Source organism: Cytobacillus eiseniae (assembly GCF_017874625.1).
GTDB classification, from domain to species: domain Bacteria; phylum Bacillota; class Bacilli; order Bacillales; family Cytobacillaceae; genus Cytobacillus; species Cytobacillus eiseniae.
On record NZ_JAGIKZ010000008.1, the window covers coordinates 95,415 to 119,105 of the forward strand.

A 23,691-nucleotide genomic window follows, 5' to 3' on the forward strand; every position below is an offset into this window, starting at 1 on the left:
TACAAAGGGAGAGGATAAGAATGGAAAATAAAATCATTGAACTTGACGTTAGAGAAGATATTAAAAACAAATTAGAGCCCTTTCAAAAAATTATGGGTGCCATAAAGGATCTCGAAGCTGGGGATGTTTTCATCCTTCATGCCCCATTTAAACCTTCACCATTATTTACTGTATTGAAGGCAAAAGGATTCGAACATGAAGCAGAAGAAATAGAGAAAAAACATTGGAAAGTAACATTCACGAAGAGAGGTTAATGACAATGATCTTAGATAATCGTGGACTTGAACCCCCTCAGCCAATGATGAGAACACTGGATGCACTAGAATCTTTAGCTGACGGTGAAACATTATCAATAATTAATGACAGAAGGCCAATGTTCTTGTATGAACAGTTAGATGAAAAAGGCTACAAACATATGACTTCTGAACGAGAAGACGGCAGTTTTTTAATAGAGATTACTAAATAACAAAGAAGGTGTTGAAGTTGAATCCTTCAGCTGGCAATGAAACAAATATTAAGCTTCCATTTTCTTTCATCTTTTTAAGCATGCTTTCATTAATCGCATCACAAGTTTTGCTTTTAATGCATGGAGATTTTTTAATCGATGGGCAATTTCGCATACCAGGCATTTGGTCGGCAGCCCATTTATTTATTCTAGGATGGGCATTAATGATTGCGATGGGGGCCATGTATCAGCTTGTTCCAGTTGCATTTTTGACTCCAATCTGGAATGAGAAGTTTGGTTTTGCACAGTTTGGTGTTACTGCAATTGGTACGCTCTCCTTTGCACATTTTTTATACCATGATCCACAAAACGCATTAATTCCAGGGATCATTACATTAATTGGGATTCTGATGTTTCTATTTCAAATGCTCATGACCTTAAGAAAGCAAGCTAAGCCGAATATCCTTACCTTATTTGTTGGAACTGCACTCGTATGCCTGTTCTTAACCATTGGTCTTGGGATTTTTATGTTATATAGCATGCAGTCAGGTGCAGGAGCTTCCTACTATTTATCCATTTTCAAAAGCCATCTTTTACTTGGAATGGCTGGTTGGTTCACACTATTAATCTTTGGTTTTTCGTATAAAATGGTACCAATGTTTTCCCTATCTCATGGGTATAGCATGAAACCAGCACAATTCGTCTATCCATTTTATGCTGGTGGATTACTTGTGACAATCATCTCTTTCTTTATTGATTCACCAATCATGCTCACATTGGGATTATTGCTTCAATTAATCGGCTTTAGTATTTTTATCTACCATATTTCTCTTATTTTGAAAAAAAGGGTCAAAAAAAAGCTAGATCGCTCCTTTACCTTTGCCTTGATTGCTATTTTAAGTGGGGGAATTATTCATTTAGCCGCATTTATTTCTGCATTAATTGGAAGTTTCTCTAAGATTGTTGGACCATTATTATTCATGTATTTGTTCCTATGGATTGCTTTTAGCATTATTGGCTATTTGTATAAAATCGTTCCCTTTCTATGGTGGACAGCTAAATATAGCAAAGTAATTGGCAAGAAGGATGTTCCTGCTCTTAAAGATATGGTGAATGACCGTGCCTCTACACCGGTATTCATTGGTCTTGTTATTGGAATTGTTGGCGTTGCTATTTCCCTTTTCATCGGCAGTAAAATGTTGTTTATTATTAGTCAGCTACTATTTATACTCGCATGCGTTATGTTTTGCTTTGCGATCATTAAAGTAATTACAAAATAGGAGGGCTTAACATGTCATTAAAAGAAACCGTTCTTTCAAATTTAAAAAGAGTAATGGATCCAGAATTGAATATTAATGTGGTCGATTTAGGATTAATTTATGATGTTACATTTCCAGAGGAGGGAGCTGTTTCTGTCATAATGACTTTAACGACACCTGGCTGCCCTTTACATGATAGCATTACTAGCGGTGTAAGATATTGTCTAGAGGAACTAGAGGAATTCTCTAAAGTGGATGTTGAACTCGTATGGGAGCCTGCATGGACGCCTGAGAAGATGACTCCTGATGGGCTAAGGCAGATCGGCAGATAACAAGAGAAGCTGGTTCATATAAATGATACTTATTGAAAAAATCCCCTTCTTAATTCAGAGGGGATTTTTCAATATCTTTTATTTTACTGATATATCGCATGGAAGCACATTTTTCACAGAACCAATGACTTCTTCGTTTTCATTCTCTTTCATTAAAATATGCACAACGCCTTTATCTTCATGCGTTCTAATTAATCTTCCTACTCCTTGACGCAAGCGTAGTAGCATATATGGCAGATCTACTTCTCTAAATGGATCGTTCACACCCTCACGCTTTGCTGTAAATACGGGGTCATATGGAGGGAATGGCAAAGAGAAAATAATAACATTTTCTAAAGATGAGCCTGGAATATCTAACCCCTCCCATAAATGAACAGAGCATAGAACGGAATGCTCGTCATTTTGAAAGCTTGATACTAATGTACTTATTTCAGCGTCGCCTTCAAAATAGATCTGGAGTGCTGTTTTTCCAGCCACATATTCCTTAAATGCAGCAAGTTCCTTATGATTCGTAAATAATACTAATGCGCTTCCCTTTGATTTTTCTAGTTGCTCATGTGCATATTGCATTTTAGCAATAAGATCTGATTCTGGGAATGTCGGCATCTTAATGACCATATTTTCTTCATAGTCAAACGGAGAAGAAACAGAAAATGATAAGTAATTATCAATCCCAAGACTCTTTGCCATATAATCAAATGACTTATTCTCAGATAATGTGGCGGAAGAAAAAATGAATGGCAGCTTTTGTGAAAAGACTTCTTCTCGCATAATATCTTCAACCATGCGAGGCATGATCACTAAAGTTCTTTCCTCTTCACTTTCTTCAAGCCATGTAATGCCCTTTAATTCTTTTAAGAATAAAGATAAGGAATATGAAATTTGCTCTAAATATTCTTCAACAATTTTCAAATCATACTCATTAATAACATACATTTCACTTTCAAACACTAATTCTTCTTCTAATGAACTGATGAAATCTAACAGCATTCTTCCTTCTTTGATGACAGCAGCTGTTTTTTGAATCGTCTTCTTATCTGAGCCTGCAGAGGAAGTAGAGGCATCTGTTAAAGTAGAGAAAAATGATTCATTTTGAACGATGGCATCATCGATAATATTTAGCGTCTTCTCTCTTACATCATTTTCCATTAATCTTGTAAGGAGTGATTCCAGTGTTTGCTCTGTAAGTCGATAAGTTAAGGCTTTTTGTGAAGCATATTCGAGCAAATGCCCTTCATCAAATACGACACATGCATGATCAGGCAATAACGGTAGCTGCCCTTCTCTTTTTCTAGATTCCTTCGTCCAAATATGTTCCATATAAAAATCTTGGGAGCAAATAATAATGTCTTTCGCATTTCGATAGTAATCTCGATTTAATGTTTGTCCGCATCGGTGCCTTTTCTCACATGTAAAGCAATCCTGCAGAGGATCCCAACCAATATTCTTCCATAAATCATCAGTAAGCTCCGGAAATTCCTTGCGATCTCCATATTTTTCAAATGATTGCATCGATGAGCCTGTATGAATAAATTCTGGTAACCTGTCATAGATTGCATTGTAAGCGTCACTATCCTCTGTAGCAATTCGGCGATCAAGCTTATTTAAGCACAGGTACTGATCTCTTGATTTAGCGAGTCTTACATCCATAGACAAGTTAAGGGCCTGTTCAAGCTTGGCAATATCCCCTTCTTTTTTTACAAGCTGCTCAATTAATGTCTCGTCTGCACATGCGATAACAGCTGGCTTATTCACATATCTTGCATAGGCAATACAGTATAATAAATACACAAGTGTTTTACCTGTCCCGACTCCTGCTTCTGCAAAGATAACCTTCTTTTCTTTAAATGCCTTTTCAACCTGAAAGGCCATAAAGATTTGTTCATCTCTTAATTCAAAGCCTGCTTCAGGCAAAATATCGTAGAAAACATCTCCAATCCACTCGCTTAACTTCTCATAAAAGGATTCATTTTTGGATAATGCAAATGGCAATCGATTTTGCATCGTACCCCTCCGATCTAGAGCTTAGAATTAGGAGGTCAGAGAGGAATTAAGTACGGCCAATTATCCGAATTCTTCTTCCATTACTCAAAATCTCAACTTCTATTTTCTCTAGGAATTTATTTAATCTAAATCATCATATTCTCATTATTACTCTTTAAATATCTGAAGACCAACAATAATTGTATCGTATATTAGGACAGTGTCAAGCATGAACGATCATAATATGTACAACACATTTATGCAATAAAGAAATTAAAAAACTTACTCAAATTGAGTCAATTTTATAGAAAAAAGCCTTTATTTATTATGGTCAGCTTCCCATTGTACTAAACAGATTATCATTCAATTTTTCACAATTCTCCTCTCAATCATTCCTCTATATTTATTGTCTTCTTAACTAGCAATATATGAAATAATTTGATTTATTTTTCTATACATATGTAGTATCTTTAGAGAAACGAAATAAATGAAAATGAGAGGCATGTATATGTGGAAAAATAAAAATGTCTGGATATTATTAACTGGAGAATTTATTGCTGGTTTAGGGCTATGGCTTGGAATAATTGGAAACCTTGAATTTATGCAAGAAAAGGTACCTTCTGATTTTGTTAAATCACTCATCCTTGCCGCTGGATTATTAGCGGGCATCGCAGTTGGTCCATTAGCAGGAAGATTGACAGATCAAATAAATAAGAAAAAAGTAATGCTTGTCTCTGGAGCTGTTCGAACATTCAGTGTGATTTTCATGCTAATCGCCATTTCAACTGGCTCTGTATGGTGGATGGTCGTATTTCTAGTTTTCCTCCAAGTATCTGCTGCCTTTTATTTTCCGGCATTACAAGCGGCCATTCCGCTTGTTGTAGAAGAAAAAAACTTATTGCAGATGAATGGGGTCCATATGAATGTTTCGACATTATCCCGTGTATTAGGAACAGCTGTTGCAGGAATATTAATCGCGATCATGCCGCTTCAAGGGCTATATGAATTATCTTTAGCCGCATATGCAATCCTATTTCTATTAACATGCTTCTTGAAAATCGATGAACAAAATAGCAAGCCTGTTCAAGCTCATTCTCTTTCTAAATCTAAATCTGGATTTAAAGATGTCTTTCCTATTATTAAGGGACTGCCCATTGTATTAATGACGCTCATCTTAACACTTGTACCGATTCTTTTTCTTGGTGGCTTTAATTTAATGGTCATTAATATTAGTGAACTCCAGGATAGCACAGCTATTAAAAGCTGGATTTATGCAACTGAAGGCATCGGTTTTATGATTGGAGCTTTCCTAGTAAAACAGATCAGTCTGAGAAGCTCTCCATACACCATTTTATTTTTATTTTCATTTGTTATTGGTTTTTCTCAAATGCTCCTATACTTTGCTACGATTCCTTTGTTAACAGTGCTTTCGTTTTTAGTGTTTGGCTTTGCGGTTGGTTGTTTTTTCCCTACAGCTGCAACCATTTTTCAAACGAGAGTTCCAAAGGAATTTCATGGCCGCTTCTTTTCATTCCGAAACATGCTTGATCGTGTCTCATTCCAGGTCGTTTTACTTATGACTGGCTTCCTGCTTGATACGATGGGACTGCAGTTAATGGCGGTTATATTTGGCGCATTTTCTCTGTTTTTAAGTACTCTCTTCTATTTTAAATTTAAACAAGTGCGTGCAGATATGAAAGTAACAAATAATGCTTCTTAATAGCGATAGAATCAGCGGAATTTCATCTTTCTAGTCAAGAAAAATCCCCATTAGCCTTGTTGTTAATGGGGATTTTTCTGTCATCATTATTTATGTAAGGATGAAAGTGAATAGCTCAGTGCTTGCTGGAGTTCATTTTGTGCCTTTTGGAGCTGCTCAAGCGCAGATGCTGAAAAATCCTGCTCACTCATAAGCGCTTCTACTTTATCACTTAAGGATTGCGAAATTTGATTAAAATCAATCTTTGAACGATACATGATAATCCCCCTGACCATTTTTGATATAAAGATATGATATTCATACTCAAGGGAAATTATGCTTTCGTAAAAAGTCCAAGAACATTAATTTAATAAATCATCCATTCATTCCTTTTAAACAGCAAAAAACCCTGTTTCCAGGGTTTATTTCATTTTAGGCGGGCGCTTTCCCCAATATTGATAATAATCTGTTCGAATGAAGCCATTGAATAGTTTTCGCTTTTTAGTAGCGGGCTTGCCATAATATTGTTCAAATTGTTCATTTGAAGTTAGGATGTAGATGGACCATGTGTCGAGCGGGGCAAATGCTGCACCCATTTCTGCATACATCTTTTGCACAGCCTCTTTATCACCCAGTCTTTCACCATATGGCGGATTGCCAACAATAACACCGTTTTCCTTCATTGTTGTAAAATCTCTCACTTGCATTTGCTTGAATTGGATTAAGTCTCCTAGTCCTGCTTCAAAGGCATTTTCTTCAGCAATTTTCACCATGCGGTGATCGATATCAGTGCCTGTAATATCAAGAGGCTGGTCATAATTTGCAAGGTCCTCTGTTTCCATTCTTGCTTCTTCCCATACTTTCTCTGGAACCCAATGCCAGCTTTCAGAAACAAACTCACGATTGAAGCCAGGAGCAATATTTTGCCCAATTAATGAAGCTTCAATTGGAATGGTTCCTGAACCACAGAATGGGTCAACAAATGGCTTGTCCGCTGTCCAATTCGTTAGCATAACAAGTGCTGCAGCAAGAGTTTCCTTTAGTGGTGCCTCTCCTTGTCCAGCACGATAGCCACGTTTATGTAAACCGCTCCCACTTGCATCGATTGTTAATAATGCCATATCTTTATGAAGTGCCACTTCAATTTTGAACAGGGGCCCGTTTTCATCAAACCAGCCTGTTTTTTTATAATGCATTCTCATTCTTTCAACAATTGCCTTTTTAACAATTGCCTGGCAGTCAGAAACACTGAATAGCTTTGATTTAACTGATTTGCCTGCAACAGGAAACTCTGCATTCTCAGGCAAAAAGTGTTCCCAAGGCAATGCTTTTGTCTTTTCAAAAAGTTCATCAAAAGTAGTTGCTTTAAACTCGCCCACCTTTATTTTAATCCGATCCGCCGTCCGCAGCCAAAGATTTGAGCGAGCAATGGCTAGCGCATCTCCTTTGTAAGAAATTCTTCCATTCTCAACTTCACATTCATACCCTAGATCTCTTACTTCCTTTGCAACAAGTGCTTCTAGACCCATTGCTGATGTAGCAATTAATTCAAACATAGTTTCACCCTTAATTTAATTGTTCTCCATCCCAGCATTGTAAAAATTCAAGCAGCTTATTAGCAGGGAGTGGCTTCGTTATATAATACCCTTGGATCAAATCACATGATTCCTTTTTTAGGAGATCATATTGTTTCTTACTTTCTACCCCTTCAGCAACAACCTTTAAATGCAAGCGCTGTGCCATCATTATGATCGCTTCAACAATCGAACTATCATCCTTATATGCTGACACACCTTTGATAAAACTTTGATCAATTTTTAGTGTATCAAGTGGGAACCGATTTAAATAACTAAGAGATGAGTAGCCGGTACCAAAATCATCAATCGATAACTTAATCCCGAGCTGCTTAAGCTTTACTAATTTATTTACAGTTTCTACTGCATTCGGCATAATCATACTTTCAGTAAGCTCTAATTCAATTTGATGGGTGCTTACATTCATTTTTTGAAATAGGTCATTCATCGACTTTACGAATCCTACTTGATTGAAGTGAACAGCAGAAACATTAATTGCCATCCTTATTTTTGGAAAGCCATTTAATTGAAAGTAGATTAAATCTTCACATGCTTTTTGAATAATCCACTCGCTGATTGGAATGATTAATCCTGTTTCCTCTGCAATTTGTATAAATTCAGATGGAGAAATTTCTCCAAGTTCCTTGTGCTTCCATCTTGCGAGGGCTTCAACACTAACAATCTCATTTGACTTCGTATCAACAATTGGCTGATAGACAAGATATAATTCATTGTGATCAATTGCTTTACGTAATTTCATTTCTAGAAGCATCCGTCTTGATTCATTCTGATGCATTTCTTCCTGGTATAGCTCATATTGATTTTTCCCGCTTGCTTTTGCCTCATACATGGCCTTATCTGCATTTCTCAGTAATGCACTCATATCCTTGCCATCTAACGGATACAGGCTAATCCCGATGCTCGATGTCACATACACTTCATTCTTTTCGATTAAAAAGGATGTGGAGAGGGCATCAATAATTTTTTCAGCAACGCGAACCGCTTCTTTTGGATGTTTAAGGTTTGGGAGAATAATGACGAATTCATCTCCTCCAAGCCTAGCAATCATATCTTTATTTTTCAATAGTGTTTTTAACCTTGCTGATACTTGCTTTAAGATCATATCCCCATAATTATGTCCAAGTGTGTCATTAATTTGTTTAAATCGATCTAAATCAAGAAAAAGGAGAGCTAATTGCTGATTATATTTCTCAGCTGTTTGGATTAGCCCTTCTAATCGCTTATTTAAACTATATCGATTAGCCACACCAGTTAATGAATCAAAATGAGCTAAATATCTTAACTGCTTCTCAGAATGTTTCTGGTCTGAAATATCACTAAACACACCAACAAAATTGATTACATTCCCTAATTCATCAACAATCTTGCTAATTGTTAGCCATTCTGGATAGACTTCTTCATTTTTGCGTTTATTCCAAATCTCGCCTTTCCAGCTACCTGTTTCCTTAATTTGTTTCCACATTAAATGATAAAACTCTTTATCATGTATGCCAGATTGAAGAATACTTGGATTATTTCCAATTGCTTCTTCTGCACTGTAGCCTGTAACGATTTCAAATGCGGGATTTACAGCTAAAATTCTTCCATGGGCATCTGTAATCATAACCCCTTCACTCGAATTCTCCAATACTTTTAATGCAATTTTTATAACATTTGTTGCATCTAATTGTTTTAATAACCCTATCATGCTGTATTCATCCTTATATAATTAAAATTGCTAATGAGTTTCCTCTATCATCGTGTTATAAATGTCATCTAATTTATAATAAATCTAATTTGGAGTAAATACAAGAAAGCTCTCCTTAAAAAAGGAGAGCTACGCACATATTTCATAATTTATTCACTAATAACGTTCTGTAAGCCATGTTTTGTTCCTTTGTACTGCAATCGACCAATGGCCTCGTACAAAAGCGGTAATCATCTATCTACAGATTAGATTAATCTGTCCTTCTCCTTGTTCATTTCCGCAGAGAAAGTGCCCCTACCATTATTTGGGTTTCTCGCTCGTGGGGTTTACCTCGTTCCACCCTTTTCATTTCTGAAAAGGCTCCGTCACTGTGGCACTTTCAAGGTATTCATGCCATATCCTCTAAAGGACTTAGGCATTTTCCCTGCCGTCAATCAGAGCTATGCTCCAACTGCCCTAGCTTATGAATTCACTAGGCACGATCACTACACGCATCTCAGCCTGTGCGAGCATGGACTTTCCTCTACAATGCAGCAATATGCTCATTACAGCGATTACCCGAACGTCATTAATGAGTACAAAGGTTATTATATGCAACTTTGCATCAGATAGCAATGGTTTTCAATTGAAAACATAGTAATTTCTGTTATTCGTATAATTTACTTCCAAAAACATGTTTCTCTAGATTTGATAAACGTTTTAAAATGTCGAAGTTTGTCGTGCCTGCTGTTTGTGCTGTTGGCCGTCTTGAAGCATCGTCTAGCTGTTTTTTTAATTTCAGATTTTCGTGTTGTAAATCTTCAATTTCCTGACTAAATGCTTCATAGTCCTTAATAATTAAATCCAAAAATTTGTCTACATCCTCTGGCTTATAGCCTCTCATTGCTGATTTAAATTCTTTTTCTAAAATATCTTTTGCCGTTAAATTTCTTTTATCTGTCTGCATTATACTCACCCCAATATACACCAATCAATATTCATATTTTTTCAGAGATATGCATTTTTGTCAATTTTCTTCTACAAGTAATGAGGAAGTTTCTTGACCATTTTCATCTATTTTCAAAGAATATTCCCAATTTGCTAATTAAGATTAAGTTTGTAAAGGTTGATTTCCGCGTACGTGTGCTCCCTTCCGCCGGGGGGGGGCTGCTTTAGCCTCCTCGGAGCAATCACTCCTGCTTAGGTCTCAGCTGTCCCACGCATCCCGCTGGACATTGAATTGGCTCCTTAGAATTCACACCGCACGAAGGAAATGCGACAGCATTTTCGAGGATCTCGCACCTTCCGCTCCAATCAACCAACCTTGTTATTCAAACAGTCATTCAAACATTAATAAAAATCCTGCTCATTCATTTGTTCGTCTTCAACAAGAACTTGTAAATCATAAAAGGTAATTACGTGAATATTATAATTCGTTTTTTCCTGTTTTTTCTTTGCTGCCTCTAATAAAAACTTAGGACTTCCCTCATTCTCTGGATCATAAAATAGTAAGAGAACATCACTTTTTTCTACAAGAAATTGGTTTTTCAATCGAAGCTGCCAAGGATTTTCGTATGGTTTTCGGGAAACGGAATCCACAAAATCCGCTTGAGATAGAATGAATTCATACCATTCTTTATTAGCTTCTTTCCACGACTCTTCTTGATTTAAAAAAGGAGTAATGACCCCAAGCTGTAGTGCTGGATAGTCCTCTACTTGCAAATCAAACACAACCTCTGCAGCCCATAATTCTGTACCTAATTGACCACTAATTATGACCCATTCGAGTCCTTCCTCCAACAATGTCAGAAGCTGATTCTTAATGGCCTTTTTTATATAAGCAACTGCTGGATCATCCATTTTAAAAATTCCGATTTCATGTGGCTTATAACCAGAAATAATTGCAATCTTTGTCAATATGTAGATCCTCTCTATAGTATACTGATTTTGTTACGAAATTACCTATCAATTCATTCAATAATGATTCCCCATATGCATGTACGAAATAATCGAACAAATCATCTGCTACAGCTTAAATTGAAGACAAGGGCATTACGCCCTTGCCGTGATCATAAATCGTATTATCTACCAAAGAAACCTGGTCTTGGTACACCAAAGCCTCCACCGACTGGTCCGCCAAAACCACCACCAACAGGTCCACCGAAACCACCAGGAGCTTGCCCCCCACCAGCAACAAACTGCTGATTAGTTACTTGAGTAACATTCGAGTTTGTGTGTGGGAAATAGTGCTGGTGCTGAAAGTTAACATGGTTAACCGTAGTCGTATGAGTTGGATGAATATGTGGAACAATATTATTTTGGAACGTGTTGTTTACACAGCATTTTGTTGGATGAACAATTGCTGGCAATACATTTGTTGTTTTTGGTCCGCAATGCATTTGAAGATCCCCTTTCATCATAGTTTATTTACATTAATAGCCTATGATGGGAGGATGAATCTTGTACTAATGAATCTGTCTAATTTAAACCTATTTTTTTGTTTATTAAAATATACTGTAAAAACTATCTTTAAAGCTTGAAAAAAGAATGGCTGTAAAAATAACCACAATAAAAAATATGAACAATACTGCCTTATACATATTACCAGCCCCACTATTTTATTCCGGTTGAAATGTATCACACATTTATACATTTTACCTCTTTCGCATAGGACAGACAACTAGGAAATAGTGGATTTTCATGATAATTCATAGGCATTTTTCATCTCTTTTTTGTTTTTGAATTTTACGGGATAGACGGTCTGATCTTTTGGTCAAATCATCTAAAGAAATAGATATTTTTATTTGGTCTTCTTGGATGATTTGCTGTAGACTTTTCTCTGCTTTTTTTGTAAAAGCGATAGCATCCGTAAAGTTTTTTTCCCGATGCTCATAGATTTTTGCTAATTCAATACATGCTTCAATAATGAGCATCCCCTCCCCTTCATTGACTACTTCCTTCCAAAGGTCAATTGCTGCTTGCCAATTTCTTTGCTTCTTATTTTCAAAAGCAAGTGCGTGTTTTGCCTTCATCGCTTCTACACCATTTCCTTTAGACACATGCATAAAAGCCTGTTTGGCTTCCGATGCCTCACCAATTTGTGAGAACCAGCGACCCACTTCATATTTTTCATGTGCAGATTGCTTTTTATCAAGTCCAAGAATCTGGAAGGATAGATGCGTATAAAGAGTAATTAACGATAATATATCTATTTCATTATGTTTTAAAATACTTAACATTCCTTGTGGGTCCTTGTTTTCAACAAAGTCAAAATAGATCATCGGTGCAAGAAAACCAGGAAGATCATCCTTTCTTGCGATACCTAATACTTCCTTTTCAACAATTGCTAACTTTAATCGCTCTAATTTATGCTTCCACATTCTTCTTGACGCATGATATAAATCAAAATGACCAAACTCAGGAAGCTTTGGCAAATGGTTCCGAATAAGGGTATGCTGAGTCTTCACCTGTGGCCAATCAAAAGATTTCCCATTGTAGGTAGCCATTGTTGTGTAGTCCGCACTTTCTAAAAAACTCTTATATAGCGGCACTTCTGCCCCAGGTTGAGGGAGAATATGCTGCTTTAAATGAATGCTATTATTCGACAGGCTTGCATGTCCAAGAATAAAAATGGAATTGCCTACCCCGCCGCCTAATCCTGTTGTTTCTGTATCGAAGAAAAAGAAGTTCTCTGCTTGAAAGCCCGCTGCTGATAATGGATGATTCACGCCCCCATGATGATTCCAAGCTTCGACTGCGTCAATAAATTGTGAAAAAGAATAGTTGCCATGCATTTGTTGAATAGGATAAACAACTTCACGAATTAAACAATAGTTCCCTTCAAAATAATATGGGGTTACTCCTGCCTTTTCCCAAACATCCCGATAAGGAATGTCATCCATCACTACATGAGATCGATTCCTATCTGTATGATCTACGCCTCCTTCATGAGACATATGTGATTTTAATCGATTCAGCTTCTTTTTAATTGACATGTATTTCTCCTTTATTAAAGTGGGCTAATAATTGCAATACATCCTTTTTGGCCGTATCTATATTTGAGTCCATTCCAATGCACGACGGGCAGCCTCGTTCACATCGACAGTTAGCGACCATTTCCTTTGCCTCACTAAGAACGTGCATCATCCCTTCATATAGCTTATCACTTAACCCCACTCCACCTGGATAACGGTCATAAAAGAAAATAGATGGCATTTCATTATGGGCTGCTTTCACTTGTGGAATCACATGGATATCTTCTGGATCACACATTACAAACAATGGCGCAATATGTCGTAATGCATGAGCTGCTCCAATTAGACCATGCTCCAGACGATCTTGTTTCCCCTCAGAAAATGGCTTATTAATTGATATCCATGCCGCACTCGTATGCAGTTCTTCTTCTGGAAGTGATATTGGCCCTGAGCCAATATTTTCATGTGTTTCAAACTTAATTTTCTTGAAAATCGTCGCCATTGCAGTCACACTCACATCTCCATAGCCTATTTCACCTAAGGCAGTTGTGTAACGCCTATCCTCTTCAAGTACCTTTAATTGAACAGCTAAATTCGCATCCGTAAAATAATCAACAGCTACTTCTCTGACAAAGGCCTTTTTTTCCTCCCAGTCTAGCAGCTCGACTTGGTATTGTGTACCTTGGTGCAAATAGATTGCTTCCTCGTGCAATAATGTCATTGCAGAGAAACGGTCCATTTCACCAATCACTCTTATATTAGCGATATCTGATTGATCGATAATCACAACATTTTCTTGAGAAGCTGAACGAAGGCTAATATTATGAGCCGGGAAGGAATCATTCATCCAGTAATACTTCTCTCCATTTTGATGAAGGACCCTTTCCTCTGCTAAATATTCAAGTACTTCCTCTGTTTCAAATGAACCAAATTGCTCACCAATCCGAAATGGCAATTCATAGGCTGCACATTTCATATGATCAATTAAAATAATTAAATTATCTGGATTAATTCTTGCCGTTTCAGGGCTGCGGCTGAAGAAATAAGCTGGATTTTGAATCACATATTGATCGAGCGGACTGCTTGAGGCAACCATAATGACTAACGACTCACTATGCCTTCTTCCTGCCCGTCCAGCCTGCTGCCAAGAGCTAGCAATTGTTCCAGGATACCCTGTCATAATACATACTTGGAGCTGACCAATATCCACACCTAATTCAAGCGCATTTGTGCTTACGACTCCATAAATATCTCCAGAACGAAGCCCTTTTTCAATGTCCCGTCTTTCCGTAGGCAAGTAGCCCCCTCTATAGCCACGAATTGCTTTTGGTCCTAACTTATGCTTAATAATCTCCTGCAAATAAGTGAGTAAAATTTCTACCCGAACACGACTTCTAGCAAAAATAATCGTTTGCACTTTATTTTTTAAAAACTCATATGCAAGTTTTCTCGCTTCAAGTGTGGCACTTCTGCGTATATTCAACGGCTTATTCACGATTGGAGGATTATAGAAAACAAAATGCTTTCTTCCACTCGGCGCTCCATTATTATTAATAAGTACTAGCTCTTTTTCGATTAATGTTTCTGCAAGCTCTAACGGATTGGCAATAGTTGCAGATGTACAGATAAAAATAGGATCACTGCCATAAAAATGACATATCCTTCTTAGTCGTCGAATCACATTTGCTACATGGCTGCCAAATACGCCTCTATAAATATGAAGCTCATCGATAATGACATACTTCAAGTTCTCAAAAAGAGAGACCCATTTTGTATGATGTGGTAAAATGGCTGAATGCAGCATATCCGGATTCGTTATCACAATATGGCCAGCTTGACGGACTTTCTGACGAATATTTGAAGAAGTGTCTCCATCATATGTATAGCTATTAATTGGTAATCCAGATTCCTCAATTAATTCATTGATTTCACTTTTTTGATCCTGGGCTAATGCTTTTGTCGGAAACATATAAAGTGCTCGAGCATTGGGGTCCTGACTGATTGTCTGCAGAACAGGCAGATTGTAGCAAAGTGTTTTCCCCGAGGCTGTCGGTGTAACTGCTACGATACTTTTTCCTGTTGCTACAGTCTCATATGCAATCTTTTGATGGGTATATAAACTCGTAATGCCTCTTTTTTGCAAAGCTTCCATAAGGGCGGGATGGATATTTAAAGGGATATCAGCAGTTTTCGCTTCCTTCGCTTCGATTGTTTGCCAATGAACAATATTTTCTTTATAAGCGTCATTATTCTTCAACTCATTAATTAATTCATTCAAGTCTTTTCTAACTTTCATCCTACTCACCTCATATCTCTTATTCTAGCGAATAAACGTTCGTTTAAAAAGAGCAATAACTATTTTTTCAAAATAAATCCACCACCAACTTTTTCTATTTATCTTAATAATCTTCAATTAAATGGGAATTCCCTGCTTACATTCATACAACGTTCAAAAAATTGTCATGAATAAGCTTTTTTCAAAGGTTTTTTTTGTTACAATATTGGTAATAATGGCATTACCAATAGAGGTGAAAAAATGAATACAATTGAAATAAAAAAAATGCTTTCTTCTTTTACACTTTTTCGTGGGCTAAGTGACGATGAAATGGATAAAGTCGTAGAAATTTCCATCTCACGTGAATGGAAAAAAGGCAGTCATGTATTTATGCAAGATGATCCACTTGAAAATGTCTATTTTATTCAAAGTGGACGCATAAAAATTTATAAAAGTGATGTGAACGGAAAAGAACAAATTGTCACAATTGCTAAAAGTGGAGATATGTTCCCTCATGTCGGTTTTTTCCGTAAAGGTGGATACCCAGCATTTTCAGAGGTCATCGAAAATGCTAAATTAGTTGTTGTTCCAATTGACCAATTTGAAAATGTATTAATTGAGAATCCTGAGCTCTGTGTGAAAGTATTTAATGTTCTTGGAGAAAAAATAGTAGACTTACAAGAACGACTTGAAGCACAAGTATTAAATAACACATACGAGCAAATTATTAAATTACTTGTTCGCCTAGCAAAAATACATGGAGATACCCTTGAAGACGGCTCCTATTTACTAAAGGCTGAATTCACGAATAAAGACCTTGCCAATATGATTGGTACGACACGGGAAACAGTCAGCCGAACATTAACGAAATTAAAAAAGGAAAAGCTAATTGAAACGGATGAACACGGAGATATAATAATAGATACAGAACGACTATTAGATGAAATTATTTAAAAAACCACTTTATGTGGTTTTTTTTAGTCTAAGGACGGAATCCATGTAATTATAAGATGTATGCATTGCAGATCTCGTTTCCTCTGTTTTATCGATTTATTCATTCGGAACAAATACCCATTTTCAATCATACAATATCGTGGTGTAATTCCTGCGAATTTTTTTGTATGAAGGGGGCTATAAATATGAGTGAAAGCAAAAAAGGGAAAAATGAACCATTTGGAGATGTAATGAAATCAATGAATCATTTTTTTCAAGAGAAACCTGTTCGTGGATTTCTACAATCGATGGATGAATTCTTCAAAAATCCATTTCCATCTACGTCAACATTTCAAGTAAATGTGAATGAAACTAGTGATGAGCATGTTATTTCTGCAGAGCTTCCAGGCATAAATAGAGAGCAAATTCAAATAGACATTTTAGATAATTATGTAACTATTACCGTACTTTCAACAGAATCAATCACTGAAGAAGATGAAAAACAAAAAACAATCAAAAAACAGCAATCAATGAGAAAATCCATCCGTTCGATTCCGCTTCCACAGCCAATTGATGAGAATAAGGTAAAGGCTTCCTATAAAAATGGACTCTTACAAATCCGCATCCCTAAACAAAAAGGCAAACAGATCACGATCGAAAATTTAGATTAAAAAAACAAGCAGCTATCTGCTTGTTTTTTTATTTCTATCGATTTAACCAACTATTAAAATAGCCTGATGGTACTAAGAAATAATCTTTTGCAAATCGAATAAACTCATCTGTATTCACTTCTTTATATTGAAAATGATGATAATAATCGGAAAGGAACTGCATGCTGACAATTTTCACATCTTCACCTTTTAGTTGATATTTATCTTTCATCATCTTTAATAATTCCATTGCTGGCTGTCCATAAATAAAAGCTGAACTCTTCAGCTCATGTAATGGCACATTTGAATATTGTCTGCCCAAACCTAATTCATTCACCATTTCCATTCTTCGATTCGGGATACTGAAGGCTTGTCCTTCCGACTGATTTCTTCCAGCGTAAAAATACATAGATGTAGCAAATTCCGTTATTCCCTCATCTATCCAAGCCTGATGATATGGATCATTACTAACAACTCCATAAAAATACTGATGAGCAATTTCATGAACAATGGCATTCCTATAAAAATACGTATCTTGGATATATGGATTTATCGTGACAATTCCTGGGTATTCCATAAAAGCACCATGATCAAGGATCATGTCTAATTGTTTATGCGGATATTCACCAATCTTTTCCTGATAAAAGCGGAGTGCGTCTTGAGCTAATTCTAGTGTATCCTCAATCCCCTTATTATGATCCTTTTTAGTAAATAAGCGAATGTTCACACCATTATTCGCTTTCATCTCATGGACTTCCATATCCTTAATTATTGCAATAAAGAAATCTCTTACCTTGTTTATTTTTACAGTTCCTTCACTTTTCAAAAGTGCTGGGTCTTTTTCTGCTGTTGAGACAAAGGAATAACCTTCTGGAAGCTTATATTGAACTCGATAGTCCGAAAAATCTGTATGATAGGTTTCTCCTCCATCAGAATAGTCTTCTTTATTCCATTTTCCATCCTGATAGGTTGCTGCCATTGGGTACCATTGGGCTAGATAGTAATTCTCATTTTCCTTTGAAAAACGAACACCTTCTTCAGGAGGTGTAAAGGTATAGGAGACTTCTACACGATGCTTATGTTTATCCTTCATGTTCGGAGGTAAGATAATCCTCAATGTATCCTCCTCTAAGCTGTATTCCGCCTTTTCTCCATTAATCTCAATTGCTTTCATCTCGACTTCCGAATGGCCTTTTACTGAGGCGAAGGGGTGCCCTTCCTTGAAAACATTCGGAATAAAATAAAAGACGAGTTCCTCCCAATCATCCTTCGATTGATTCTTAACCTCAATTGCCGCAACTGTATCAAATACACCTTTCTCATCCATAACAAACTGTAAATCATACGTTGCTTGTGCATCACTCTTCACACCAACATCCGCATCTTTCGTTACATACACATAGGTACCTGCTCCGATAAAGGCAATGATTAGCGATAATAATGCTAGCTTTTCACCGCTTAGCGGCCACCATGCCTGCTTTTCACCGAATTTCTTACGAATCGGCTTCATATTTGGCATTTGGCCAATTTTGATCCAAGGCGTACGCGCATAGTTTGATTGATATCGATTTTTCAACCCATTCGCGAGCAAGCTAAATGAAATCGTTGTAAATAATAATACAATGAGTGGAATAATGAGAATATGCGTATTGCCATAAATATTTAATCTTGCTTGTCCAACTATACCTGACAATTCCTTCGTTACGGACAAATAGATTAATGGATCGAACCGAACCGTCGTTCCACCAATAAAAATATTTACTAAAGCTAGCTGTCCCATAATCGTAATTACATATACAATTTCCAATAGAAACATAACGAGCAAGGTCTCTTTCATCTGCGGAAAAATATGCTTCCAAATGAGCCTGCTCCTCCCTGCTCCTAGAGCCATTGCCGCTTCAATGTACACAGATTTATGAAGTTCAGCTGTTTTTAATCTGACAGATGAAATAATACTAGGAATGCTAATTATCGCTGCGATCACTATAAAATAACCTAGTAGTGTACTAGTTTCTAATGGACTATTAAAGCTAATCGGCCGCAAGAAAAAGTATAAGACTAAAAACAAGGGAACATAGCTCCAAGCATTTTCAAACGCAATAATCCAGCTTGGTGTTTTCCTCCAAGTCCCAATATATAAACCACAAAGAGTACCAATTCCCATTTTTATTACCGTTATTGCAAGGGCAATGAATACAGTATAGCGGAGTCCATGTAGAATCATTGTTGAGAGGTCATATCCCCACTTATCTGTACCTAATGGATATTCATCTGATTCGAATGGTTCCATTGGCGGGGAAAGAACTTTTCCATCTCGATACTGTGTTTCAAGCATTTCTGTTAATGTATGCGGTGCCATTAATGGGCCAAAGAAACAAAGAAAGAGCAAAACACTTACACAAAAGACACCTAGATAGAGTGAGAAATTCATTTTAAATAGTTTACTCATATATAAATCCTCGTTTGAATAAATAGAATACGATTCGCACAACAAGATAGACAATACCTGAAATCAATAGCATTGCAAATAGCCCAATCGCTATAGGCTGTACTTGATTGCTTTGAAAAATAAATTTCGTGATTCCTGATACATTCATAATGTATTCAATGATAAACAAATTCCCAATCGCTAATGAAATAACTTTTATCAGTTCAGCTTTAATGAATGGTTCGATGTTTTTGTACACATGCTGAAAATTAATATAATTTAAGCTCATGCCTTTCGCAACAGCTGTTTTAATATAATCCTCACCGCTCGTCTCATAATACTTCACTGAAATTAATTTGAACAAATAGAGAGTTGGTGCAATCGCAACAAGAAAAGTAGGGAACCATAGATTTAAGGCACCAGCATCTGGACGTAATGAAATCACTCGAATTCCTGTCCAACGATAGATCTTCACTGCGAGAATCATAGACATGATAATTATAATGAAGTCAGGAATCGTCGATAGGATATTCATAAAAGCATTAAATACTTTCGTTAAGCGGAAGCGACTGAGAAAAATACCAAAAATTAAGCTTATAATGATTGCTGAAATCACACCGATAAGCATTACCTTTAAACTAGTAAAGAAGTTATCTCCTATATCTTCTTCAATGGCTCGCACTTGTGTTCCTAATTGATAGGTTCCTAGGCTGCCCTTGCTAATTTCACTGATGAATTCCCCATAAATTTTTGGCAGTTGTTCCACATTCCATTCTAGACTTTTTTCACCAGCATTGACTTCAATGATGACAGGTAAAGCCGCTAATGTAAGAATTAAGAGGAATATAATAATAATTTGTTGGATGATTCTTGCCACAGTCAATCCCCCTTTAATATCATGAATCTATTTTTCCACTTTCGAATAGTAATTGTCAATAAAATTATGCCAATTCATACAATTAGAATAGTAATTAAAAGCATTTTAATTGAAAAACACATAAAAAAAAGGCCTTATCGGCCAGAATAAATTTTCTTATAATAATAATTCACTCCCCGACTATACCTTTATAAATCCTCCTATTCCTTTGACAATTGAAGAAACTTGATTAACAGCATTCATCATTGACCCTGCTGTATCCACCATTTTATTAAAATCTAATGTACCATCCTGTGTCTTGAAGGAATTCATAACCGACTGAACACCTGATGGCTGTTTCGGAATAAATGATTGCTTAGGGTATGGATTCATATATGGATTTACTGTATTTGGTTGCTTTGAATGACCGTAATATGAATTCGTTTCTGGCTCTAATGGGTTCTGGAAAATACTATGTGCATAACTTTGCTGTTTCTGCTGTCCATAAGGATAAGTTTGATAATTTTGATACATATTTGCCGAGTGAAAATTCGGATTCATCATTTGCTGCTCAGGATAATGAGCTGGATATTGTGGCATATAGGGGGCTCCCCAATTTCCTGGTATGTTTGGGTAATGTGATTGTGCATGCTGTCTACTATGATTCTGATGATTCATTCCGTTATAAGCAGCGTATTGTTCAAAATGTGGTCTATGCCCTCTTCGGCCAAACATAGGCAGACTTCCTCCTTGAAATTTATTCATTACTGTAATTTATGTTCATATTGCCCAGCTTGTGAATAAAGAAAGACGTTGATCAGCAGAGCGCTCTCAGGAAAAATTATGACAAAGCACTTGTCATAATATGAAGTAATCTGTCGGAAGTCTAAATTTTTTAAAAATAATGGACAGCACCCTTTTTATGGTAGGATAAAAAAAAAGAAAAAGCAGTTTACTTAATTTTGAGGAGGGAATTATTTATGAATGTTCACGAACTATCTATGAGGTTTCTTCAAATCCGAAATTACAATCACGAAACTGTAAATGAATTGCTAGATTTCACAAAAAAGGCTTATATTCAAGACGATATTTGTATTAATGTTTATCGGCAGCTTGTTCGTGAGCTCGAAGCTCAAGGGGCCGAAGTGCCAGAAAGCTTCTAACACAGTTCCCAGGATGTTACTCAAAATTAAAGGGAGTCCTATTCTTTAGGACTCCCCTTCTTCTTTAGTTAATAAATAAATGATGTTATTTAAGACATATCTTGCAGAAACAATTGAGCTGTTAAACCTTGAACGGCTCGTATCAGGGAAAAAGGCTTGAACAGATAGAATCTCCACATGCTCATATGTTGAATCAATTTGCTGCATATGAATATTTTTTGGTTTATCTGTTTTAATCCATTTCTCTGCTTCCATTTGCCATTTATCATTAATTTCTTTTACTTCATCCGCAAATGGCTTAACTTCTTCATAGAAATCCCCTTTTTCTCCTGTTTCTTTTGCCTTTACAAACCTATTAGATAATGTTTCAAGATAGGTTAGTAATGTATGAGTAAGCTGCAAAAACTGTTTATATTCTCCCATTTATCAATCATCTCCAATTTAGAAAAGCGCAAGTAGTTCTTTCAATAACAAATAACATAAGACCTTCTAGCCAGAGCAAACTTATGATTTTGTAGCAGTTGCTGCTGAAGCAAGAAGTGAAAAGCGCATGCAACTTAGTTGCCACCGATAGACACTACTCCCCTTGATGTGTAGCATCAATCATATAAGTGCTTGTTCTAATCCCTATCATAAAATAAAAGTAGCTTTTTAAAAAAGCTACTTAGTGAATGGTTTTATTCTAATGTAATTAAAATCCAAGTTCAAGCTTCAGCCCTTTTTTTCGGTTTAATCCATTTGATAGATACATTTCTTCATCGCTTGTTTGTTTCTTATCTATTTTTCTCTCTAAAGCAGTGATTTTATTTTCACAGTCCTTCAAATTTTCTAAATGATTATCCGTCGCATTTTGGCGTGCTTTTGCAAGATTTGCTTCAAGAATATTTTCGAGATCCTCTAACTGATCAGCAATTTCCGCTAACATGTTTAACAACTCGTCCTTTAAAATTGTTTTCTCATTCATTTCTTATAGCCTCCTAGTTCAAGCAGTATATGATCCGAATTTCTCTTTGATTTGTCTTATGTATTCTCTCTAATCTCTCCCTTTCCTTTGCTGCTGACAAAACTAGAAGCGATTCGGCAAAGAAAGAAGTTTTTTTCATCTTATCTTTATATTATTTCGACAATTTCCAAGTTGAATAGGAGAGGCAAAAATTGAAAACGCTAATAGTTGGAGGTGTCAATATGAAAAGACAGGAAAAGCAAAATAAGAGCCAACCAAAAAAATTAGAGGAAAGAAAAACGGGGTATGGGGATAAAAAATTAGAAGGACCAGACCGTCCTTCAACTTAAGTGCAGGAAAAACGGAAATCAGGAAGCATCGATTTCCGTTTTTTTAATGATTATATCTTCTCTTTTAAAAATACTGCCTTGCTTATTTGCTTTTGTTTATCCAAATACCATTTCGTTAGATGGATAGGATGATGATGCTTCACACTGCTATTTATCCATGTTTTCTTTAATCTTACTGAATTTGACCAATCAGTTAATTGGTGGCGATGATGGTTGATAATCGGATAGGCACATCTTAAAAACGGGGTCGTTCTTTTCGGTTTATGAATAAAAAAATGTTCATAGTCATACCTTGACCCTGTATGAACTGTTTTTCGCGCAAACTCATAAAAAGAAGGATACAATCCCTTATTAAATAAAATTTCTGCCAGTCTTTTTCCTAAGTCAATTCGCTTTGAAACAGATTTAAAACCATTTACACTAGCACCGAATAATTCTCCTTTACATGTTGGGAAAAGTACTGCACTAAAATGAAACCAATCTTGGAACAAAAATAAGGGGGATTGAAATATGGATGAGTTATATATAGGATGCTTGATTACAGGCTTTTGGATTATATTTTGTTCATTTATAATTAAAGCGATCATTAGGCGCTGCATATTTCTTTCACGCCAAAATTGCTTCCATTCTCTTACCATGAATGTAGATACATGAAAAAACTTTAATAAATGAAACATTGGACGTTTTATTTTCGTCGAATATTGATAGAGCAGCAATTGAGGATAGGCATCACTGAAAATAAGCCAATTTGCTCGTTCATAAGTAAAAAACAGTTTCTTTCGAAAGTTTTTCTTCAATAACTTTGGAAATAGTGCACCTTTGAGATCACACATATTCCAGCCAGCATTACGAGAAACCATGCTAGCAAGAAAGGACCAAAGAATTTCTGGATTTTGATTATAATAGGAAAAATAAGCATCTGTTCTTGAAATATTATCTAGATTATTTTTATCTGTTTTATCTTTTATTTCATTTATTAATTGAATTTCAGCGAAATCGAGCTGGCCGATAGTCGAATCTTTCTTATCAAACATTGTACAAGTCTCCTCTGAACTCACATATTATTTAACATTTACAATGTTCCTCTTTTTATTCAACCAAATCGAACAGAGTTTTGGTATGATTAGTAGTAGTTTGTGA

General features: G+C 36.1%; 23 protein-coding genes and 1 other RNA gene. 8 read left to right on the forward strand and 16 right to left on the reverse strand.

Annotated elements, in window-relative coordinates:
* Positions 1-20 precede the first annotated feature (20 nt).
* The 4 genes from J2Z40_RS09220 to J2Z40_RS09235 are packed head-to-tail and all read left to right on the forward strand — an operon-like array spanning position 21 to position 2,036.
* Positions 21-254, forward strand: a complete 234-nt coding sequence (locus tag J2Z40_RS09220) for a DUF2249 domain-containing protein (RefSeq protein ID WP_066395324.1) — start codon at positions 21-23, stop codon at positions 252-254.
* 5 nt (positions 255-259) lie between these two features.
* Positions 260-466 (forward strand): DUF2249 domain-containing protein, encoded by a 207-nt coding sequence (locus J2Z40_RS09225; protein WP_066399377.1) that lies wholly within the window; start codon positions 260-262, stop codon positions 464-466.
* A 17-nt stretch (positions 467-483) separates the two neighbouring features.
* Positions 484-1,725, forward strand: coding sequence for a hypothetical protein (locus J2Z40_RS09230; protein WP_066395327.1), 1,242 nt, complete (start codon positions 484-486; stop codon positions 1,723-1,725).
* Between the two features lie 11 nt (positions 1,726-1,736).
* Complete coding sequence (locus J2Z40_RS09235; protein ID WP_066395329.1) at positions 1,737-2,036, forward strand: metal-sulfur cluster assembly factor; 300 nt, start codon at positions 1,737-1,739, stop codon at positions 2,034-2,036.
* Between the two features lie 78 nt (positions 2,037-2,114).
* Here the strand turns inward: J2Z40_RS09235 and J2Z40_RS09240 are convergent, their stop codons facing one another.
* Complete coding sequence (locus J2Z40_RS09240; RefSeq protein ID WP_066395330.1) at positions 2,115-4,040, reverse strand: ATP-dependent DNA helicase; 1,926 nt, start codon at positions 4,038-4,040, stop codon at positions 2,115-2,117.
* A 487-nt stretch (positions 4,041-4,527) separates the two neighbouring features.
* Between J2Z40_RS09240 and J2Z40_RS09245 the strand changes: the two genes are divergently transcribed.
* Complete coding sequence (locus tag J2Z40_RS09245; RefSeq protein ID WP_066395333.1) at positions 4,528-5,739, forward strand: MFS transporter; 1,212 nt, start codon at positions 4,528-4,530, stop codon at positions 5,737-5,739.
* Between the two features lie 86 nt (positions 5,740-5,825).
* Here the strand turns inward: J2Z40_RS09245 and J2Z40_RS09250 are convergent, their stop codons facing one another.
* The 9 genes from J2Z40_RS09250 to J2Z40_RS09290 form a co-directional block, all read right to left on the reverse strand.
* A complete protein-coding gene (locus tag J2Z40_RS09250; RefSeq protein ID WP_162840489.1) occupies positions 5,826-5,996 on the reverse strand; it encodes a hypothetical protein in 171 nt (56 codons plus the stop codon).
* A 144-nt stretch (positions 5,997-6,140) separates the two neighbouring features.
* Complete coding sequence (locus J2Z40_RS09255; protein WP_066395336.1) at positions 6,141-7,274, reverse strand: THUMP domain-containing class I SAM-dependent RNA methyltransferase; 1,134 nt, start codon at positions 7,272-7,274, stop codon at positions 6,141-6,143.
* A 10-nt stretch (positions 7,275-7,284) separates the two neighbouring features.
* Positions 7,285-9,000 carry a putative bifunctional diguanylate cyclase/phosphodiesterase gene (locus tag J2Z40_RS09260; protein ID WP_066395338.1) on the reverse strand — a complete coding sequence of 572 codons (1,716 nt, stop codon included), beginning with the start codon at positions 8,998-9,000 and terminating at the stop codon, positions 7,285-7,287.
* A gap of 165 nt (positions 9,001-9,165) precedes the next feature.
* An RNA gene (gene rnpB / locus J2Z40_RS09265) (RNase P RNA component class B) lies at positions 9,166-9,566 on the reverse strand.
* Positions 9,567-9,646: 80 nt separating this feature from the next.
* Positions 9,647-9,946 (reverse strand): cell division regulator GpsB, encoded by a 300-nt coding sequence (gene gpsB, locus J2Z40_RS09270; RefSeq protein ID WP_066395339.1) that lies wholly within the window; start codon positions 9,944-9,946, stop codon positions 9,647-9,649.
* 383 nt (positions 9,947-10,329) lie between these two features.
* The gene (locus J2Z40_RS09275; protein ID WP_066395341.1) at positions 10,330-10,896 is read right to left on the reverse strand and encodes an SLOG family protein; all 567 of its coding nucleotides are present in this window, start codon (positions 10,894-10,896) and stop codon (positions 10,330-10,332) included.
* A 164-nt stretch (positions 10,897-11,060) separates the two neighbouring features.
* Complete coding sequence (locus J2Z40_RS09280) at positions 11,061-11,378, reverse strand: CotD family spore coat protein (protein ID WP_066395354.1); 318 nt, start codon at positions 11,376-11,378, stop codon at positions 11,061-11,063.
* A 309-nt stretch (positions 11,379-11,687) separates the two neighbouring features.
* Complete coding sequence (locus tag J2Z40_RS09285) at positions 11,688-12,974, reverse strand: ribonuclease H-like domain-containing protein (protein WP_066395355.1); 1,287 nt, start codon at positions 12,972-12,974, stop codon at positions 11,688-11,690.
* On the reverse strand, positions 12,964-15,249 hold the full coding sequence (locus J2Z40_RS09290) for a DEAD/DEAH box helicase (RefSeq protein ID WP_066395357.1): 2,286 nt from the start codon (positions 15,247-15,249) through the stop codon (positions 12,964-12,966). Before J2Z40_RS09290 ends, J2Z40_RS09285 begins: the two co-directional genes overlap by 11 nt.
* Before the next feature lie 240 nt (positions 15,250-15,489).
* Between J2Z40_RS09290 and J2Z40_RS09295 the strand changes: the two genes are divergently transcribed.
* Positions 15,490-16,182, forward strand: a complete 693-nt coding sequence (locus tag J2Z40_RS09295; RefSeq protein ID WP_066395360.1) for a Crp/Fnr family transcriptional regulator — start codon at positions 15,490-15,492, stop codon at positions 16,180-16,182.
* Positions 16,183-16,367: 185 nt separating this feature from the next.
* Complete coding sequence (locus J2Z40_RS09300) at positions 16,368-16,832, forward strand: Hsp20/alpha crystallin family protein (protein WP_066395362.1); 465 nt, start codon at positions 16,368-16,370, stop codon at positions 16,830-16,832.
* Between the two features lie 34 nt (positions 16,833-16,866).
* Here J2Z40_RS09300 and J2Z40_RS09305 read toward each other — a convergent pair whose 3' ends face one another.
* From J2Z40_RS09305 to J2Z40_RS09315, 3 genes are all read right to left on the reverse strand, one after another.
* Positions 16,867-19,260: an ABC transporter permease subunit gene (locus tag J2Z40_RS09305; protein WP_066395371.1), complete on the reverse strand. Its 2,394-nt coding sequence runs from the start codon at positions 19,258-19,260 to the stop codon at positions 16,867-16,869.
* The gene (locus tag J2Z40_RS09310) at positions 19,253-20,116 is read right to left on the reverse strand and encodes an ABC transporter permease subunit (protein WP_066395373.1); all 864 of its coding nucleotides are present in this window, start codon (positions 20,114-20,116) and stop codon (positions 19,253-19,255) included. The genes J2Z40_RS09305 and J2Z40_RS09310 overlap by 8 nt, the downstream gene beginning before the upstream one ends.
* A gap of 180 nt (positions 20,117-20,296) precedes the next feature.
* Positions 20,297-20,830 carry a YppG family protein gene (locus J2Z40_RS09315; protein WP_083953918.1) on the reverse strand — a complete coding sequence of 178 codons (534 nt, stop codon included), beginning with the start codon at positions 20,828-20,830 and terminating at the stop codon, positions 20,297-20,299.
* Positions 20,831-21,075: 245 nt separating this feature from the next.
* On the opposite strand from J2Z40_RS09315, the gene yppF reads away from it, so the two are divergent.
* Positions 21,076-21,258 (forward strand): YppF family protein, encoded by a 183-nt coding sequence (gene yppF / locus J2Z40_RS09320; protein WP_066395376.1) that lies wholly within the window; start codon positions 21,076-21,078, stop codon positions 21,256-21,258.
* Between the two features lie 45 nt (positions 21,259-21,303).
* On the opposite strand, the gene J2Z40_RS09325 is transcribed toward yppF, so the two are convergent.
* The 3 genes from J2Z40_RS09325 to J2Z40_RS09335 all read right to left on the reverse strand — a co-directional run bounded on the left by J2Z40_RS09325 (position 21,304) and on the right by J2Z40_RS09335 (position 23,585).
* Complete coding sequence (locus J2Z40_RS09325; RefSeq protein ID WP_066395380.1) at positions 21,304-21,681, reverse strand: YppE family protein; 378 nt, start codon at positions 21,679-21,681, stop codon at positions 21,304-21,306.
* A gap of 268 nt (positions 21,682-21,949) precedes the next feature.
* On the reverse strand, positions 21,950-22,222 hold the full coding sequence (locus J2Z40_RS09330) for a hypothetical protein (protein ID WP_066395382.1): 273 nt from the start codon (positions 22,220-22,222) through the stop codon (positions 21,950-21,952).
* 379 nt (positions 22,223-22,601) lie between these two features.
* Positions 22,602-23,585 (reverse strand): DUF2515 domain-containing protein, encoded by a 984-nt coding sequence (locus J2Z40_RS09335; protein WP_066395385.1) that lies wholly within the window; start codon positions 23,583-23,585, stop codon positions 22,602-22,604.
* Between the last annotated feature and the right edge of the window lie 106 nt (positions 23,586-23,691).